The 18,594-nt window shown below is 63.1% G+C and carries 15 protein-coding genes; 7 read left to right on the forward strand and 8 right to left on the reverse strand.

Annotated elements, in window-relative coordinates:
- Positions 1 to 4 precede the first annotated feature (4 nt).
- Positions 5 to 991, forward strand: coding sequence for a phosphoribosylaminoimidazolesuccinocarboxamide synthase (locus tag GYH26_RS07485; RefSeq protein ID WP_161541119.1), 987 nt, complete (start codon positions 5 to 7; stop codon positions 989 to 991).
- Here the strand turns inward: GYH26_RS07485 and GYH26_RS07490 are convergent.
- The 4 genes from GYH26_RS07490 to GYH26_RS07505 are packed head-to-tail and all read right to left on the reverse strand — an operon-like array spanning position 976 to position 3,786.
- Complete coding sequence (locus GYH26_RS07490; protein WP_161541120.1) at positions 976 to 1,782, reverse strand: nitrilase-related carbon-nitrogen hydrolase; 807 nt, start codon at positions 1,780 to 1,782, stop codon at positions 976 to 978. The two genes, GYH26_RS07485 and GYH26_RS07490, sit on opposite strands and share 16 nt — an antisense overlap.
- A gap of 4 nt (positions 1,783 to 1,786) precedes the next feature.
- Positions 1,787 to 2,239, reverse strand: a complete 453-nt coding sequence (locus GYH26_RS07495) for a molybdenum cofactor biosynthesis protein MoaE (protein WP_197738525.1) — start codon at positions 2,237 to 2,239, stop codon at positions 1,787 to 1,789.
- Between the two features lie 31 nt (positions 2,240 to 2,270).
- Positions 2,271 to 2,534 carry a MoaD/ThiS family protein gene (locus GYH26_RS07500; protein ID WP_012843837.1) on the reverse strand — a complete coding sequence of 88 codons (264 nt, stop codon included), beginning with the start codon at positions 2,532 to 2,534 and terminating at the stop codon, positions 2,271 to 2,273.
- 7 nt (positions 2,535 to 2,541) lie between these two features.
- Entirely contained in the window at positions 2,542 to 3,786 is a 1,245-nt protein-coding gene (locus tag GYH26_RS07505; protein ID WP_161541121.1) for an ABC transporter permease, read from the reverse strand.
- Between the two features lie 91 nt (positions 3,787 to 3,877).
- On the opposite strand from GYH26_RS07505, the gene GYH26_RS07510 reads away from it, so the two are divergent.
- From GYH26_RS07510 to GYH26_RS07530, 5 genes are all read left to right on the forward strand, one after another.
- Positions 3,878 to 4,648 carry a cytidine deaminase gene (locus tag GYH26_RS07510; protein ID WP_242006308.1) on the forward strand — a complete coding sequence of 257 codons (771 nt, stop codon included), beginning with the start codon at positions 3,878 to 3,880 and terminating at the stop codon, positions 4,646 to 4,648.
- A gap of 12 nt (positions 4,649 to 4,660) precedes the next feature.
- Complete coding sequence (locus GYH26_RS07515) at positions 4,661 to 6,799, forward strand: VWA domain-containing protein (protein ID WP_161541123.1); 2,139 nt, start codon at positions 4,661 to 4,663, stop codon at positions 6,797 to 6,799.
- Between the two features lie 26 nt (positions 6,800 to 6,825).
- The gene (locus tag GYH26_RS07520; RefSeq protein ID WP_161541124.1) at positions 6,826 to 9,726 is read left to right on the forward strand and encodes a lamin tail domain-containing protein; all 2,901 of its coding nucleotides are present in this window, start codon (positions 6,826 to 6,828) and stop codon (positions 9,724 to 9,726) included.
- A 72-nt stretch (positions 9,727 to 9,798) separates the two neighbouring features.
- Entirely contained in the window at positions 9,799 to 10,146 is a 348-nt protein-coding gene (locus tag GYH26_RS07525) for a HesB/IscA family protein (protein ID WP_012843842.1), read from the forward strand.
- A 194-nt stretch (positions 10,147 to 10,340) separates the two neighbouring features.
- Entirely contained in the window at positions 10,341 to 12,893 is a 2,553-nt protein-coding gene (locus tag GYH26_RS07530) for an ATP-dependent Clp protease ATP-binding subunit (RefSeq protein WP_161541125.1), read from the forward strand.
- Positions 12,894 to 12,953: 60 nt separating this feature from the next.
- Here the strand turns inward: GYH26_RS07530 and GYH26_RS07535 are convergent, their stop codons facing one another.
- Both GYH26_RS07535 and GYH26_RS07540 read right to left on the reverse strand, forming a co-directional pair.
- Positions 12,954 to 13,940, reverse strand: coding sequence for a N(4)-(beta-N-acetylglucosaminyl)-L-asparaginase (locus tag GYH26_RS07535; RefSeq protein ID WP_161541126.1), 987 nt, complete (start codon positions 13,938 to 13,940; stop codon positions 12,954 to 12,956).
- The gene (locus GYH26_RS07540) at positions 13,922 to 15,055 is read right to left on the reverse strand and encodes a glycoside hydrolase family 18 protein (RefSeq protein WP_161541127.1); all 1,134 of its coding nucleotides are present in this window, start codon (positions 15,053 to 15,055) and stop codon (positions 13,922 to 13,924) included. The genes GYH26_RS07535 and GYH26_RS07540 overlap by 19 nt, the downstream gene beginning before the upstream one ends.
- 237 nt (positions 15,056 to 15,292) lie before the next feature.
- Between GYH26_RS07540 and GYH26_RS07545 the strand changes: the two genes are divergently transcribed.
- Complete coding sequence (locus tag GYH26_RS07545) at positions 15,293 to 15,838, forward strand: AP2 domain-containing protein (RefSeq protein WP_161541128.1); 546 nt, start codon at positions 15,293 to 15,295, stop codon at positions 15,836 to 15,838.
- Between the two features lie 129 nt (positions 15,839 to 15,967).
- Here GYH26_RS07545 and GYH26_RS07550 read toward each other — a convergent pair whose 3' ends face one another.
- Entirely contained in the window at positions 15,968 to 17,248 is a 1,281-nt protein-coding gene (locus tag GYH26_RS07550) for a M16 family metallopeptidase (RefSeq protein WP_161541129.1), read from the reverse strand.
- Positions 17,249 to 17,254: 6 nt separating this feature from the next.
- Positions 17,255 to 18,574: a M16 family metallopeptidase gene (locus GYH26_RS07555; protein ID WP_161541130.1), complete on the reverse strand. Its 1,320-nt coding sequence runs from the start codon at positions 18,572 to 18,574 to the stop codon at positions 17,255 to 17,257.
- Positions 18,575 to 18,594 lie beyond the last annotated feature (20 nt).

Genomic DNA, 18,594 nt, shown 5'->3' on the forward strand with positions numbered 1-18,594 from the left:
GAAAATGGTCTCGGAATCCCTGATTCGCGTACAACTGGACCGGACGATCCGGGAGACGAATCTCCAGGAGCTGGGCACGCCCTACCGGGGCAAGGTGCGGGACGTCTACACGGTGGACGGTCACCTGGTGATCGTCACGACCGACCGGATCTCGGCCTTTGATCATATTCTGCGCCAGACCATCCCGTTCAAGGGGCAGGTGCTAAATCAACTGGCCGCGTACTTTTTCCGCCACACGGCCGATCTGGTCCCCAACCATGTGGAGGCGGTGCCGGACCCGAACGTGACGGTAGCCCGGCGGTGCCGCCCGATTCCCATCGAGTTCGTGGTGCGGGGCTATCTGGCCGGACATGCCTGGCGCGTCTATCGGAGCGGCCGCCGGGAACTCTGCGGCAAAAAACTCCCGGAGGGGCTCGTGCAGAATGCCCGCCTTCCCGAGCCGATCCTGACGCCGGCCACCAAGGCGAAAGAGGGACACGACGAAGACATCAGCCGTGAAGAAATTCTCACGCGTGGGCTGTTGGATGCGGAAACGTTCGACCACATCGAGGCCATGGCGCTGGCGCTTTACCGTCGCGGTGCCGAAATGGCCGCGCGTCGGGGACTGATTCTCGTCGATACGAAGTACGAGTTCGGGATTGACGACGAAGGCACGATCCGCCTGATCGACGAGGTCCACACGCCGGATTCGTCCCGGTACTTCTATGCAGACGAGTACGAAGAGCGGTTGCGCAAAGGACTCCCGCAGCGGCAGCTCTCCAAGGAGTTCGTGCGTGAGTGGCTGATGGAGCACGGTTTCATGGGCCAGCCCGGTCAGCAGTTGCCCGATCTCCCGGACGACGTACGCGTGGAGATTGCCCGCCGCTATATCGAGGTCTACGAGCAGCTGACTGGCGAGCCGTTTCAGCCCGACACGCATCCGGACCCGGAGCAGCGCATCCGGGAGAATCTGGCTGCCCTTCCCCTGCTCCAGGCTCAGCTCAGCCGGTAGCAGTCTGGCCGTCGATCTTCGAACAGGTCGTTATAGGGCGTAATGCGCCGGTTGCGGGCTTCCTGAGGTTCGATTTCGGCAATGCCCACCTGGTCTCCCTCGGCCGGAGCTTCTTGCAGCACCCGACCGGAGGGATCGCAGATCAGGCTGCGTCCGATGAAGCGCAGCGTTTCGCGCCCGTTGGATTCGGTGCCGTAGCGGTTGGCCGTGATCGTGAACACATGGTTTTCCAATGCCCGGATGGGCATGGCGCGGGGGCAGTCCGGACGCACCAGATTGGACGGATGCGCGATCACGTCGGCTCCCTGAAGCGCCAGCGTGCGGGCCGCCTCCGGAAAATACCAGTCGAAGCAGATCATGACACCCAGCCGGTAGGGCTGGCCATTCCGATCGGCCACCTCGAACACCTGAAACCCCAGGTTGCCCGGGCTGAAATGCAGCTTTTCTTCGTAGAAGAGATGGACTTTGCGATAGCGGCCGATCAGACCTTCGGGCCCCACCACGACCGCGCTGTTGTAAAATCGATCGCCGTCGCGCTCGGGCAGGCCGCCGACCATGACGGTGCCCGTCTTCCGGCACCACTCGATCATCCACTGCGTGGTAGGTCCCTCCGGGATCGGCTCGGCAACGACCTCCAGATCTTCGTGTGATCTAAAGAAATACCCGCTGGCAAACAACTCCGGCAGTACGATCAGGTCGGCCTCTATGCCTTCAAGCAGTGCTTCAACCTGTTTCAGGTTCTGCGTGACCTGAAGATAGGCCGGATTGTACTGCACGTAAGCAACCTGCATGATTTCAGCGCGGCTTCGATTCAGGGATGCCTTCGACCCACACGTTCTGACCGTCCGAGAGCGTTTCGCGCTTCCAGATGGGCACCTGGCGCTTGAGCGTGTCAATCAGGAAACGGCAGGCCTCGAACGCTTCGGCCCGATGCGGGGTGGCCACGCCCACCAGTACACTGATTTCGCCGGCGGGTACGTCGCCCAGTCGGTGCCACAGGCAGAGCCGACGGACGGGCCAGCGGCGGAGCGCTTCGTCCGAGAGTCGTCCCATCTCGGCCAGGGCCATGGGCTCATAGGCTTCGTAGAACAGCGAGAGCGTCTCCCGGTCGTCGGTCCAGCGGCGTGTGGTGCCCAGAAACAGCGCCAGACCGCCCGCTTCGGGCGTCTGAAGAAACGACACAGCTTCGGCGACCGGCAACGGCTCGTGCATCAGTCGTAGCCAGACCGTAGGTGAGCGAAATTCCATAGCGATCCTGCTTTTCTGAAGGTTGCACAACTCAGCCTCCACTGACCGGTGTGATCAGGGCAATTTCGTCGTTTTCATGGAGTTCAACGGATTCCGGGACGTACTCCTGGTTGACGGCCAGGCGAACCACCGGCCGATAAGCGGCGATGGCCGGATACTGTGCGGCCAGTTGGTCCAGTAGCCGACTCCCGGTAGCCGGGGCCGGAACGAACACTTCCAGTTCACTGCTTCCCAGGCGCTCCCGTAGCGTGCTGAAAAGCAGGACCCGAAGGCGAACCTGTGGCGCGTCGCTCATGGCCTGTTCAGTGAAAACGAATCACCTGAATCGGGTTCATGCGGGCGGCAATGCGGGCCGGTATCAGCGAGGCCAGTCCACAGAGCCCCACCGTCACGACGGCAACCAGGATAAAATCTACGGTCTGCAGGGCGATCGGTGCCGTTCGCATGTAGTAGGCCTCGGCAGGCAGCGGAATGATTCCGAACTTTTGCTGCAGAAGCGCCAGGCTCAGCGCCAGGAGTTCGCCCAGGGCGGTTCCGACCAGTCCGGTCAGCAGACCCAGGATCAGGTACATTCGCTGAAGCCTTCGCCGAGACGCCCCCATGCTGGCCAGAATGCCGATCTCGCGCGCTTTCTCCAGAATGACCATGAGCAGGGTAGCCAGCATGTTGAAGGCGGCGACGATTACGATGATACTGATTACCAGCGGAATGATGCTTTCCTGCAGGCGAACCCAGGCGAAAAGATTGCGAAATACTTCATAGATGGTGCGGGCGATGACCGGCAGGCCAAAGTGATCCTCGATCTGTCGGGCAAGGTGTGGGGCGTCCTGCACGTTCTGCAGCGTGAGGTCAAAGCGGGTGACCTCGTCGGGACCGTATTCCAGCAGGGTCCGGGCGGCTTCAAGAGAAGTAAAAACGTAGAGCTGGTCGAAGTCGGCCAGGAGCGTCTCGTACAGGCCGGCCACGTAGAACTGGCGGACGCGTACGCGGGGATGAACCGAGGCCGGCAGCCGGCGCATGGAGAAAAGCGTGACAAGATTGCCAACCTTGAGGCCGAGCTGCTCGGCGAGCTGGCGTCCAATGACCAGTCCGGGCCGTCCGAGACTGTCAGGTGCAAATCGTGCCACGCCGGCCACCAGGTGCTGTTGCAGGTATTCTGGAAGCGTGGGGCTCCCCCACAGAGCGACGCCGTCCACTTCGCGGCGCCCCCGTCGGATCAGGACGAACTCCTGAATGACCGGGCGGACGGAGACCACGCCGGGCATGTACTGCAGGGCGGCTTCCATCCAGGCGGCATCTGAAAGCGGTGCATCGCGAAGGTTCTCCACCTGAATGTGTGCGCCAAAACCGGTGATCTTGGCTTCGATCTCCCGACTGAAGCCGTGCACAATGGACAGCGCCAGGAGCAGTGCGGCGACGCCGACAGTTACTCCGCCGATGGCAATGTAAGTGATAAAGCGAAGGAATCGGCGACCCTCCTCGCGTCCCTGCGCTCCGCGCAGGTAGCGTAAGGCTACGAAAAGCTCGAAGTACAGGCGTCGGAGCACGGCTTTTTCCAATAGCAACCAGGTATCCGGCGAAACTTATGCAATCGCTCCGGATATGTCCTGTGCTTCATAAATGATCCACGAAACTGCCGTGACGGACATACGCGAGCAACTCCGAGAGCTGGTGCACGAGGTGAAACGCCGCGCTTATGTGCCCTACTCGAAGCGTCCGGCCGCCGTGGTGCTGTTGCTCTCTGACGGCTCCTGGATTCCGGGTGTACGCGTCGAAAGCGCGTCGTTTTCGCTGACGATTCCACCGCTGCAGAATGCCTGGACGACCGCCGTGGCGCTGGGCCGTCGTGACGTGGTGGCCGTGGTCTTCTCAGAGCCACCGGATGCGGGAACGCGGGCTTTTCTGGAGGGGCTGGAATTATCGCTAATGGGCGTATCGGCGGATCTTTTTGTGCTTCGAGCTACTGAGCTGCCGACGCTTCGCGAGCCGCTTGCCCCTTTTCTTGATCAGATGCCCGATGAACCGCCCGAGGGTATTCAACTGGCCCGTGAGGTTGCTACTCGAGCGCTGGCGCCGTACTCACGGTTTCCGGTGGGCTGTCTGCTCCAGCTTGAGGATGGTCGTTGTATTCCGGGCGTCAACGTCGAGCATCCGGACTGGACGCGGACGCTCTGCGCCGAACGGAATGCGCTGGGAACGGCCATTAGCTACGGAATAGCGCCGTCAACCTGGCGAGCGTTGTTTCTGTCGTGTGTGAACGACGTCCGGGGTGCGCCCTGTGGTGCCTGTCGACAACTGCTGGCCGAACACCGTTCGGATCTGTCGGTGTGGATGGATCGAGGATCGAAGAATCCTCCTGAGCATATGAGGGTTGATCTTTTACTTCCTGGTTTTTTTGTATTGCAATAACAGCAATTGCGCATGCTGCAGCTCGCCTGGCCGCCCTTCCTGTACGTTCTGCTGCTGAGCCTGACGGTCGCTTTCGCCGTCTGGACCTACCGCCGCACGCACACCCTGACCCGGCGCCAGCGTCTGCTGCTGACGCTGCTCCGGAGCACCACCCTGGGCCTCGTGCTTACGCTGCTGGCCGATCCCCTGCTGGTACGTACCGAGCGACGGCAGACTCCGCCCGAACTGGCCCTTCTGATCGACGATAGTGCCAGTATGCCGCTTGCCGCCCGCGACAGCAGCCGGCAACTGGCCCGGCAGCTTCAGCAGGCACTCCCCTGGGATGCATTGCGAACAGCCCGCCTGCACGTTTACGGCCTGGGAGCCACCCTGCACCCTCTTCCTGATGAGCCGCGTCATCTGACCGACTCGCTTCGCTTCCGCCAGACACGCACCGACCTGAATCAGGCTATTCTCGAAGTCCAGCAACGCCATCCCCATCTTCGTGCCATCGTATTGATCTCCGACGGCCAGTTCAACACCGGTCCGTCGCCCCTGTACAGCGCCGAACGCCTGGGCATCCCGATTTTCACCGTGGCCGTGGGCGATACTGCACGCCCGCGCGACATCTGGATCGACCGTATCGAAACCAACACGCTGGCCTACACGCGGACGCGCCTCCCCGTCACAGCACACCTGCAGGCCCGGGGCTTCGCCGGCGCGGAAGTAACGATCAGGCTGGAAGTGGACGGCCGCGAAATCGAACGCCGGCGGCACACCTTCAGCGCTCAGGAAGAGCGGGCGACCGTCACCTTCACCTACGAACCACAACAGCCGGGTCTGCATCGGCTGCGCGTGTATGTGGATCCGATTTCTGGAGAGTTTTTGGATAGCAATAACGGAGAAAACACCGTCGTCCGCGTACTCGAACGCCGCCGCCGCATCCTGCTGCTCGGCGCCGCCCCCGAACCCGATCTGGCCAACCTCCAGCGGCTCCTCGCTCAGAACGCCGACCTGGAGGTAACCACACGCGTGCAGCGCGACGACCGGCGCTTCTATGGCGGTCCGCTTCCAGACTCACTCAACGCATTCGACCTGATCATCCTGGCCGGCTATCCTGGACGCGAAGCCAGCACGACCGACCTGGAGCGTATCGCGGCCGCCGCCGAGCGCATCCCGCTCCTGTTTCTGCTCAGCCCCCAGACGGATCTCCGTCGCCTGAGCGCCCTGGCCGAGGTACTTCCGGCCCGCCCCGATCAGATTCTTCCCGGCCATGTCAACGTGGCCTTCCAGCTTCGACCGGAAGCTCGCACGCATGCCGTCTTTGATCTTCCCGGTGGCATCCCCGACGCGCTGGAACAGCTTCCTCCACTCCGCACCACGCTTTCCACCTGGACGGTGGCCCCGGACGCGCGTCTGCTGGCCGTTGCCCGTTCAACCGACGGCGCTACCTCCGCTCCGTTGCTCGTGGTCCAAGAACGAAGCGGCCACCGCCGTGCCGTGCTGCTGGGCAGCGGTACCTGGCGCTGGAGCAGCCTGCCCGATGCGTTCGACGAACTCAGGGCTTTCTGGGAAACGCTGCTGAACAACCTGATCCAGTGGCTAACGGCACCTACCGAAAATCAGCAGGTGCGCATCCGCCCGGAACGCGACACGTTTGGCGAGGACGAACCGGTTCGACTCCTGGGCGAGGTTTATGACGAACGGCTGGCCCCGGTCAGCGACGCGACGGTTACCGTCGAGGTGTGGGACGCCGACAGCACCCGCTATCCGTTCCGTATGGAATCGACCGGCAACGGCCGCTATCGCCTGGAAATCGACAACCTGCCCCAGGGCCTGTACCGCTACCGGGGCGAAGCACGGCGCGGAACGGAACTGCTCGGCCGCGACAGCGGCTACTTTGCCGTCGGTGCCACCACGCTCGAGTACAAAACCCCCTGGGCCGACTGGAACCTGCTCCGACAGCTTGCCGGCCGCACCGGCGGCCGCTTCCTGACCCTTTCGGAAGCTCCGACGCTGGCAACTACGCTCCAGCAGGCCGGTTTGCTTACACCATCGGAGACGCTCGTACAGGCAGAATGGCGCCCACGGATGACGTGGCCGCCGCTTGTCCTGATTATTTTGCTGCTTACAATCGAATGGGTTCTTCGCAAACACTTCGGGATTGTTTAGCGCTGCAATAACGGCTCTCAACGGCCATGCACCGCTTCCTCTGGCTCCTGCTGCTTCCCCTTCCCCTGCAGGCCCAGCTCCTGGAAACCTTCAGCGACGGCAACTTTACCGAAAACCCGCCCTGGCTGGGCACCACCGCCTACTGGACGATCGATACGCTCGCCAGTAACCCCCGCCTGCGCACCAACGGCCCACCCCGAGCCGACACGCTCTTTCTCGCTACCCCCTCCACCGTCTCCTGGGGCCTCTGGCAGTTCACCATAAGCTATGAGCAGGTCAACCTGAGCAACTTCAACGGCGTCCGCATCTACCTGATGGCCGACACCGCCGATCTGAAAGGCCCTGTCCACGGCTATTTTCTGCAACTGGGTACGAACAACAGCGACGAAGTGCGCCTCTACCGCCAGGACGGTGATCCGGCCACCCGGCGCATTCTGCTCGGCCGTAGCGACCCGATCCTGACCGAGCCGACGCAGACACTCACGCTGAAAGTGTTGCGTACCGAAACCGGACACTGGAGCGTCTCTCTGGAAGGCCAGCTGCTCCTGGAAGCCAGTGATGCCACCTACTGGAAAAGCCGCTACTTCGGCCTCTGGGTCAAGCATACGACCACCACCGGCCGCAGCTATACCTTCGACGATCTGCTCGTAGCTGGCGAGGCCGAACGCCCCGACCGCACACCCCCTGAGGTTACCGGCGCCGTCTATCGCCAGCGACTGCGTGCCTTCCTGGTAGACTTTTCCGAGCCCATCGACACCACCCGTACGCCATCTGACGCGTTCTACGTGGAGGCCCCGACGTTCTCCGGAATCCCTGACAACGTGCGCTGGGATGCTTCCGGCCAGACCGCTCGCCTGCACTACGCCCGCATTCCTCCCTCTGGGTCCTATCGGCTATACGTCCGCGGCCTGCGCGACCCGGCCGGCAACCTGATGCGCGACACGGTGCTGGCACTTCCTGTCGTAACCGATACGCTTCCACCACGCCTGGTCGACCTCTACCCCATCGACAGTCGAAAGCTCGGCGTGCGCTTCGATGAGCCGGCGACGGGTTGCGATCCGGCCGCCTACCGCCTGCTGGAGGGGCCGGCCGTCCGGCAGGTGCAGGACTGTCCGGCCCCACCACGCCCCGACTTCACGCTGCTGCTGGCTACGCCCATGACACCCCTGGCCACTTACACCCTTCGCATCGAAGCCGTGGCCGATACGGTGGGCAACCTCATGCCGGCCGTTGAGCGCACGTTTACGTTTCCGGGGGATCCCGAACCGGCCGATCCGGGCGATCTGATCATCAATGAAGTGCTCTACGCGCCCGCACAGCCCGGGCTTGAGTTTGTTGAACTCTACAATCGCTCAGCCCATGCGCTGGATCTCCGCGAGATCCACTGGCACGATGCCCGGTCGGAGCCACAACCGCTGGCCGAGCGTGTCTTTCTGATCGGTCCCGGCGCTTATGTCGTGCTGGCCGAGGACACGGCCGCGTTGCGAAAAATCTTCGGCAACGTGCCCGTGCTCCTGCAGCCGGGCGCCTGGCCCCCGCTCAACAACGACGGCGACGTCGTCGTACTGAAGCGAAGCGACAGCCTGCGCCTCGACTCGCTCCGGTACGACGCGTCCATGGGCCAGCCCGGCCGTTCGCTGGAGCGTCGGGATCCCGACCTCCCCACATGGCTCCGTGCCAACTGGGCCGTCAGCGTCGATTCGCTGGGGGCCACACCCGGGCGCCGTAACAGCCGCTACGAGCCCGACCTGGCGCCGCCCGTCGTGCGCTTTGTGGCCGTGCGCGACAGCTTTACCGTGGTGGTCTTTTTCGATGAAGTACTCGACCCGTCATCTGTTCAGCCCGAGGCCTTCGAACTGGACGATGGCACACAACCCGCGGCGGCCACCTGGGTGTCCGACGCACAGCAGGTCCTGCTGCACTTCGAACGACCGCTAACCCAGCAACAGCTTGTCATTCACGACCTTCGTGACCTCAAAGGCAACCAACTGGCTTCGGCAGTGCGCCCGCTGGCCTATCCACCGGTGCCGGACGCCTTGCGTATCAACGAAATCCTCTACGCGCCGCTTGCCGATCCGCACGACGGCCGTCCGGACCAGCCCGAATACATCGAACTGATCAACATCTCCGAACGCCACCTCAATCTGGAGGGGCTTTTCTGGACCGACGTGCCCGACGAGCACAACCGTGCCGATACCATGTGGTTGCCCGTCCGTTTTCGGGCGCTCGCACCTGAAAGTCTGGCCGTCGTCTTTAACGTGCCGGCCGGGCAGGACCCGCTGGCTTTCATCGAGGCGGCCTTTCCGGGCGCCACCCGTCAGCCGGGTACCGTATGGATTCCTCTGTCCGGGGCCTCGCTGGGGCTGCGCAACGAGGGAGATCTGATCCACCTGCAGTATGGGCATCACACGATCGACTCGGTGTACTACGACCCCTCCTGGCACCAGGCGGGCGTCCGTGAGGCAACGGGTCTGTCCCTGGAACGATTGCTCCCCGAGGGACCCTCAAATGATCCGGCCAACTGGACCAGCAGTCCAGATCCTTCCGGCGGCACGCCGGGACGTCCGAACGCTGCCCGCCTGCAGACCACCCCGCCACTTCCGGAGCAGCCCGATCTGGAAGTCACCCCCTCCCCGTTTTCACCGGACGGCGACGGCATCGACGACGTGGCCGTCATTCGTTTCAAGTTGCCGACGGCCGGCGCCCTGGTACGCGCCCGGATCTTCGACAGTCAGGGACGGCCGGTGCGTACGCTGGGACCGGCCAACAGCGGCGCGCAGGGCCTGCTGTTCTGGGACGGTCGCGACGATACGGGTGGCGTGCTCCCCATCGGGATCTACATCGTATTGCTGGAGGCCATGGACGCCCGCGGCGGTCGTCTGCTGGCCCGCAGGGCACCTGTGGTGCTGGCACGCCCGCTGCGCTGAGTGCGGAACAGCTACGTCCGCGCTACGTTCTCAGAATCGTTCCGGAAATCATCCGAAAGTTTTCGACGACCCATGAGCACCACGACCCTGCAGGCTCCGATCCAGCTGACGCCCCGGGCGGCACAGGAAATCCGGAAGATCATGCAGACCAAGCAGATTCCGGAAGGCTATGCGCTGCGCGTGGGCGTCCGGGGCGGCGGATGCTCGGGCATGAGCTATCTGCTGGGCTTCGACCGCAAACGCGAGTACGACCTGGAGTTCGAAGTCGAAGGCATTACCATTTACATGGACCGCCGTCACGGCCTATATTTAATGGGAACAACGATCGACTACCATGACGGGCTTAATGCCCGAGGGTTCGTTTTCAACAACCCCAATGCTACCCAGACCTGCGGCTGCGGCTCGAGTTTTGCAGTCTGAAGCAGGATGCGAGCTGGCTGCAGACGCGGGGTAAGCGTTGCCGCCCCGCGTTTTTTGTTCAGGAACTGCATTCCAGAGGTTCGGTTAACAGCGTAGGGTCAGCGTCGGCCGCACATTGCGGCACGCTGATCGCATCAGGGCAGCCTTGAACAGGCCACCGGCATTCAGGGCTGTTTAAATCAAAACCGGTAGTTATGGAAGGAAACTTCTCCAACAGAGTTCGGGACGTTATTGCCTACAGTCGCGAAGAAGCAATCCGGCTGGGCCACGACTATATCGGAACGGAACACCTGTTGCTTGGCATCATCCGGGAGGGCGAAGGCATCGCCGTACAGATCCTTCGCAATCTCGGATGTGACCTGCTGAAGCTGAAGAAGGCGATTGAAGACGCCGTCCGTAGCACCAGCGGCCCGACGACCGTCGTGGGGAACCTCCCCCTGACGAAGCAGGCCGAAAAGGTACTGAAAATAACCTACCTGGAAGCCAAACTGTACAAAAGCGATGTAATTGGCACCGAACACCTGCTGCTGAGTCTGCTCCGCGACGAGGAAAACATTGCCGCTCAGATTCTGCAGCAGGGGTTCTCGATCACGTACGATGCCGTCCGGGCCGAGCTCGATGCCATCCTGAGTGGCAAGGCTTCGGCCCGCGGCAGTAGCAGTAGCGGAAGCGGCAGTCGATTTTCATCCAGATACGGCAGAGAGTACACGAAAATGGAAAAGAGCAAAACACCCGTGTTGGACAACTTCGGCCGCGACCTGACCAAGCTGGCCGAAGAGGGGAAGCTGGATCCCGTCATCGGACGGGAGCGGGAGATCGAGCGGGTTGCCCAGGTGCTCAGCCGCCGGAAGAAGAACAACCCGGTGCTCATCGGAGACCCGGGGGTCGGGAAGACCGCCATCGTCGAGGGCCTGGCCATGCGCATTGTGCAGCGCAAGGTCAGCCGCGTCCTCTACGACAAGCGGATCGTCTCGCTCGACCTGGCCGCACTGGTGGCCGGCACGAAGTACCGCGGCCAGTTCGAGGAGCGCATGAAGGCGGTCATGAACGAGCTCGAGAAGAACCCGGACGTCATCCTCTTCATCGACGAGCTGCATACGATCGTCGGGGCGGGTGGTGCTTCGGGCTCGCTCGATGCCTCCAACATGTTCAAGCCGGCGCTGGCGCGCGGTGAGATCCAGTGCATCGGCGCCACGACGCTGGACGAGTACCGCCAGTACATCGAAAAAGATGGCGCGCTCGATCGCCGCTTCCAGAAGATCATCGTGGATCCCTCCACGCCCGAGGAGACCATCGAGATTCTGAAGAAGATCAAGGATCGTTACGAAGAGCACCACAACGTCCGCTACACGGACGAGGCGATCGAGCTATGCGTCAAGCTCTCGGAGCGCTACATTACCGATCGCTTCCTCCCGGACAAGGCGATTGACGTCATGGACGAGGCCGGTGCCCGGGTGCACCTGAAGAACATCCGGGTTCCGAAGGAGATCGTCGAACTGGAGGAAGAGATCGAGCGCGTCCGAGAGGAAAAGAACCGGGTGGTCAAGAGCCAGCGCTTCGAGGAGGCGGCCCGGCTCCGTGACCGGGAAAAGAAACTGCTCGAAGAGCTGGAAGAGGCCAAGCGGGCCTGGGAAGAGCGCGTGCAGCATGAGGTGCATGAGGTCACGGCCCAGGACGTCGCCGAAGTCGTGGCCATGATGACCGGTATCCCGGTCGACAAGATCACCGAACCGGAGCAGAAGAAGCTCCTCCGTATGGAGGAGGCGCTCAAGAGCCGGGTGATCGGCCAAGACGAGGCGATCTCCAAGCTGGCCCGGGCCATCCGGCGCACACGGGCCGGCCTCAAGGACCCGAAGCGGCCGATCGGCTCGTTCATCTTCCTCGGACCGACCGGCGTCGGGAAGACCGAGCTGGCCAAAGCGCTGACGGAGTACCTGTTCGACTCCGAAGACGCGCTCATCCGCATCGACATGAGCGAGTACATGGAGAAGTTCTCCGTCAGCCGCCTGATCGGTGCCCCGCCGGGATACGTGGGCTACGAGGAAGGTGGCCAGCTCACCGAGAAGGTGCGGCGCAAGCCCTACTCCGTCGTGCTGCTCGATGAGATCGAAAAGGCGCACCCGGATGTGTTCAACATCCTGTTGCAGGTGCTCGACGACGGCATCCTGACCGACGGACTGGGCCGCCGCGTCGACTTCCGGAACACGATCATCATCATGACCTCGAACATCGGGGCTCGGGAGATCAAGAACCTGGGCAAGGGCATCGGCTTCACGCAGACCGAGCAGCCCTTCAACTACCAGGCGATGAAGTCCACCGTTGAAGATGCGCTCAAGCGCGTCTTCAACCCCGAGTTCCTGAACCGAATCGACGACGTGATCGTCTTCCAGCCGCTGGAAAAGCAGCACATTTACCAGATCATCGACCTGATGGTCTCCGACCTGCTCAAGCGGGCGGGCGATCTGGGCATTCAGGTCGAGTTCACGCAGGCGGCGAAAGACTTCCTCGTCGAAAAGGGCTACGACCCGCAGTACGGCGCCCGGCCGCTACGGCGGGCTATCCAGAAGTACGTGGAAGACCCGCTGGCCGAGGCCATCTTGAGCAACGAGGTCAAGGAAGGCGATCTCGTCGTGATCAACTACGACGAGTCGGTCAAACCGGGTGAGCTGATCTTTGAGGCGCGCCCGGCCGCCGAGGCCACTTCGCCGGAGAAACCCGAGACGGCTGAGGAAGGAGCCTCTGAGTGACAACGCCCATGGCGAAGCCAGAAAGCGCCGGCTCTGCTTGGAGCCGGCGCTTTTTGTTTTTCAGCGCAGGAGGCTCGGTGCCTGAAGCAATCGCACCTTCTGCTCCGCGTCCCTCACGGCATAGGTAAAACCCGGTTGCAGGCTGTAGGCGCCCACGGCACCGTCGCGCCGGAGTGCCAGAAAGCCCACCTGCAGCGTGTCGTCGGCATTCCTGGCGCGATAGCGCGCGACGGCCTTCCGGCAGGCGAGCTCCGGATCGTCGCCCTGGCGCATCAGCTCTACGACCAGATGCGAGCCGGCAATGCGAATGACACCTTCGCCCCAGCCGGTCGCACAGGCCGCCCCCACGTCGTCGTCCACGAACAGCCCGGCCCCGATGATCGGCGAGTCGCCCACGCGTCCCCGCATCTTGAAAGCGGCGCCGCTGGTCGAGCAGGCACCGGCCAGCCGGCCCGTCGCATCGGCCACCAGCAGCCCGACTGTATCGTGATTGTCGGCATCGATGCGGTTGGTGTTTTCGAGATTGGGCGGCGGCGGAGCCGGTGTCCCCTGCTGCTCCTTCCAGCGAAGCCAGTCCTGCTCGGATTCCGGCGTCAGCAGTTTCGCCTCCTCGAATCCTTCGGCCAGCGCAAAGGCCCGGGCACCCTCACCTACCAGAAAGACATGCGGGGTCTTTTCCATCACGCGGCGAGCCACCGAAATCGGATGCACGAAGCCCTCCAGAAAAGCCACGGCCCCACAACGCCCCGTGCCCTCCATGATCGACGCGTCCAGCGTAACCCGACCGGTGACGTCCGGATAGCCGCCCACTCCGACCGTCCGCACATCAGGATCCGCCTCGACGACCCGCACGCCTTCCTCCACGGCATCCAGCAGGCTACCGCCCTGTTGCAACGCGCGCCAGGCGGCTTCAACGGCCATCTGTCCGTGATCCCAGGTCGCGACGGCTACTGGCAGTCGATGCCTTGCGGCGGGCGAACACCGAATGCCCAGCAACCCCAGCAGACCGGAGACTACCCCTAATTGAATCAGTTCTCTTCTCTGCATTGCAATAACGGATTTATCGAGGCTGCAAGGCACCGCAGCACCCCGCCCGCGTCCCCGCTGTACTCCCAGAACATCAGACCTCCCAGCCGATGCGCCCGCACGTAGGCCACCTTCTCGCCCAGCGACTGCGTATCCTCGTAGGAAATAAAAATTCGCTCCGTGGCATGCCACAGGTATGGCGCCCGCGCTTCTTCATCCCAGTAGCGCACGAAACCGCCCCGTCCGATGTAGTCACGCTGCAATGTGGCAAACGACAGCTCCTCCGTAAGCGACGCCTCGTAGGGCTGATACCGCCCGTTATGCTCCGGCCGCACGCCACGCCAGCCTCGCCCGTAGAACGGCACCCCGACCACCAGCTTCTCCCCCGGCACCCCCGCCGCCAGGTAGCGCCGAACGGCCTCGTCTACCGAAATCCCTTCCGGGTCCAGCGGCGACGGGTACAGGTTCGCGTGGTGCCCCGTGTGCGGCGTCCAGCTCCCGTGGAAATCATACGTCATCAGATTGATAAAATCCACCAGGGACTGCACCTGCTCTATTTCCACATGCTTCAGGTATTCCGGACCGGCCGCCGCCGCAATGGTCAGCAGGTAGGTTCGACCGTGCGCCTGCTCCAGCGAATCCAGCACCGCCCGCACCGATGCCAGCAGCCACGTGAAATGCTCCCGATCCTCCTCTCGATACACGTTGCCCTCGCCCGGCTGGCCCGGATACTCCCAGTCGATATCCAGCCCGTCCAGATCGAAGGCTACCAGCAACGAGCCCGCACTCTCTGCAAAGCGCTGGCGGGACGCCTCGGTCAGCGCCGCATCCGAGAAATAATCCGACCAGGTCCATCCCCCCACTGAGAGCAAGATCCGAGGGCCTTCCATGCCCCGCATTCCCACCAGTCGGCGCAATCGCACGCTGTCGTCCGACGTCTCCAGCACAACCCGACCGTCAGGGCGCACGTTTGCAAAGGCATAGTTCACGTGGGTCAGGCCGGACAGCTCCAGCGTCGGCAGGCTGTCCATCCGTGGTCCATACAGGTACCCCACGACGCGATAGTTCAGAGCCGGCTGCTCCTGAACACACCCCCAGAGCAACCACACTCCCAGGCATACCCATCCGATACGCATCGGCTGTAGTTGATTTAAGCTGCAGGGGAAACCACCGATTTATCGCAAGGTAGGCCTGGAGTTACGCTTATTGCAAAATATGTCAGTATTTTGGAACCGCTCCCCGTCCGAGATTTTCTTTTGTTGCACTATTGAATGTAATAAGTTTTATGTATAAATTCAGGTGCTGTCCCACCGCGAAGCACGGAGCCTTCCTTACAATGGATCTGGTAATGTTTATCAGCGGCCAGGGGAATCATGTCTTTAAAAAGCCAGGCCTTAAAGAAAAAGGCACGCAACATTTTTCGCATTGACGTGCACGCCACCCACGGCTGGCAGGTCCGCATCCAGCGGCAGAATCAGTCCTATACACAATTCTTTTCCGACAAGAAATACGGCTCTCCCGAGAAGGCATTCGAAGCCGCGCTGGCCTATCGCGATCAACTGTTGCAGGAGCTTCCGCCCCCGATCGATCCTACGGCCCGGTTGCGCACGCCAGAGGTTCGGCAAAAAGCGGCCGCATCGATCAACCGTTCCGGTGTGATCGGAATCGGCTTCAGCGTCAAGGTGACGCGACAGGGCATTCGTCGTCCCTATGTGCAGGGCTACTGGATCGACGCTGACGGCCGTCGTCGCGCCACCAGCCGGAGCATTGAAGCGCACGGCCTGAAAGGAGCACTCGAGCTGGTCTGCCGCAAACTGCACGAAGTACAGGCCAATCGGGGACTGAGTGTGGAGGAGATGGTGCAGCGTGCTCTGCCCACGCTGGAAAAGCTCTACCGAGAGGCGCAACGTGACCGATAATTTTCTCCGGCTCGACGCTTAAGTTGCTCCGGCTTCCGGCCGATACTTTCCCCGGAACACGCAAGGCCCGTGTTCTCGTGGATGGGGACGCAGCAGGTCCGCTCTCGCAAGGGGGCGGGCCTGCTGCGTTTATGACCCGGATGGCACGGTCTCCACGCTGCCGGCCACCACGGTGTGCAGGGCCTCTGGATTCAGGTAGCGCTGCACGACCTCGTTGACCTGCGGGCGCGTGACGGCGCGGATTTCTTCGGGGTAGCGATCCAGGTAGCCGGGCCCGAAGCCACGCTCGATGTTGATCAGCAGTGCCGTGGCCAGTCCGGCCGTCGTGCTCAGGCCGGTCTGGAACAGTCCGGTCAGCGTGTCCTTCTTTTCAGCTAGTTCTTCCTCGGTCACGCCCTCCTCCACGAAGCGCCGTACCTGGGCCAGCGTGGCGGCAATGCCTTCCTCCAGACGCTCCTGGCTCAGCGTTACTTCGATCTCGAAGTGACCGTCGTGCTCCGTCGAGATCCCTTCCAGCGCGGCGTGGATGCCGTAGGTCAGCCCCTGCTCGTCGCGCACGGTCGCCATCAGGCGGGCTGAAAAGTTGCCGCCCAGGATGTAGGTGCCCACGTAAAGCGGGATGTAATCGGGATGCTGACGCCGGAGCGGCACGGCATGGCCCATGAGCACGTCCAGATTCTGCCGATCCGGCACGTGGATCTGGACCCGATCCGGCGGCTGCGGGGCGGCATCGGCCGCAAAGCGCGGCGTCGCGGCATGCGGCGGCCAGTCGGCAAACGCTTCCCGCACCAGCGGCTCGGCCGCCTCGGGCTGCACGTTGCCCACCAGCACCAGGATCAGTTCGTTCGCCCCGAAGTGGGCGGCGTGGTAGGCCCGCACGTCTTCGAGCGTCAGCGTGGCCAGGCGTTCCAGCTCGGCTTCCGGATCGCGCCGGTAGTTCGGATGCGCGGGCGGATAGAGACGCTGGCTCAAGGCAATACGGGCGCGTGCGCTCGTCTGCTCCAGTTGCTGCTGGAGCTGCGCCTGCACGTGCAGGCGGGCCTTTTCGAACTCTTCGGGATCGAAGCGGGGTTCGCGGAGCTGCTCGGCCAGCAGCGGCAGCACGTCGGCCAGATGTCGCCGGAGCATGCGTCCGGCAAATTCAACACGTGAGCCCTTGCTCGTAAAGCTCAGGTGCGCGCCCCGGTCTTCCAGCAGGCGCGCCAGTTCGAAGCGATCGCGGCGGCGCGTGCCCCGGTCCAGCATGGCAACGGAGAGCCGCTGCAGGAGCGTCTCGCCGGCCGCGAAGTCCGGCCAGGTGCGAAACGAGCCGCGGAGCGTCACCACCTGCTCCACGGGCATCGGCAGCACATAGAGCCGGCAGGGACCGGCCGCAACTTCCACAACCCGTTCGGCGAACGTCCGTGTCATGGCCTTTCAGGAGTTTTGCGGGATGTACCAGCCCACCGTACGCGCGGTCTCGATCAGGTAGGTCTGCGCCACGCGCTGCACGTCGTCGGGCGTGACGCGGCCGATTCGATCCAGATAGGTGGCGTAGAGTTTCCAGTCGCCGAGTGCGATCGCTTCGTTGAGCTGCGCGGCGATCGCAAAGGGACCGTCCCGGCCATAGGCCTCCAGCGCGGTGAGTTGCTCGCGAGCGCGGGCGACTTCCTCCTCGGTCACCCCCTCGCGGGCCACGCGGTCCAACTCCTCCAGCAGCACGGCTTCCACCTCGGCGTGCGTCTTGCCCGGTGCCAGGCGGGCGACCACGTAGAACAGACCGGGGTCGCGGTGCCGCTCGTTGGCCGCCACCACCAGCGTGGTCAGTCCCGTATCCGTCAGGCGCCGATAGAGGCGGCTATTTCGGCCATGAGAAAGCAGCGTGGCCAGCACATCGAGCGCGTCGGCGTCCGGCTCCAGCCCGGCCGGTGCCTTGAAGGCCACCATGACCAGCCCGAGCTGGCCGGCCTGCCGTACCGTCACGCGGCGCTCGCCCCGCTGCACGGGTTCGCGCGTCCACACCGGCGGGATCGGATGCGGAGCCCGCGGAATGCGCCCGAAGTGCTCGCGCACCAGCGCCAGCGCCGCTTCGGGCTCGAAGTCGCCGATGATTGAGACCGTGGCATTGTCGGGCCAGTAATAGGTGTCGTAGAAATGGCGGAGCGCCTCGGCCGTCATGTTCTCCACGTCGCTGCGCCAGCCGATCGTCGGATGGCGGTAGGGATGCGCCACGAAGGCCACGCTCCAGACCGCGTGATACAGGTTGCGGAGCGGGTCGTTTTCGCCCCGATCCATCTCGTTCAGGATCACGGTGCGCTCGGCCTCCACGTCTTCGGGACGAATCAGGGCGCCGCGCATGCGATCCGCTTCGATCTCGACGGCCAGTGCCAGATGCTCGCGGGGCAGCAACGCATAGTAGTTCGTGCGATCCAGCCAGGTGGTCGCGTTCACCTGGGCGCCCACGCGCTGGAGCACCTGAAAGACCGAGGTCCCCCGCGCCTTGTTGAAGCGCTCGGTGCCTTTAAACATCAGATGCTCCAGCATATGCGTGGCGCCGGTCAGGCCCGTCGGCTCGTTCCGGCTTCCCACGTGGTAGGTGACCATGAAGGTCACCACCGGCACCACGTTCTGGGGCATCAGCAGCACCTGAAGGTCGTTCGCGTCCAGGCGATAGGCTTCAATGCCGCCGACGGCTTCCTCAAAGGTAAAGCCCTCCACCCGGCGGCCGGTCTTCTGAGCTACTTCCGATACAGCCATACGTGTCCCTTCGTTTACTG

This window comes from Rhodothermus marinus, from assembly GCF_009936275.1.
GTDB lineage: Bacteria > Bacteroidota > Rhodothermia > Rhodothermales > Rhodothermaceae > Rhodothermus > Rhodothermus marinus_A.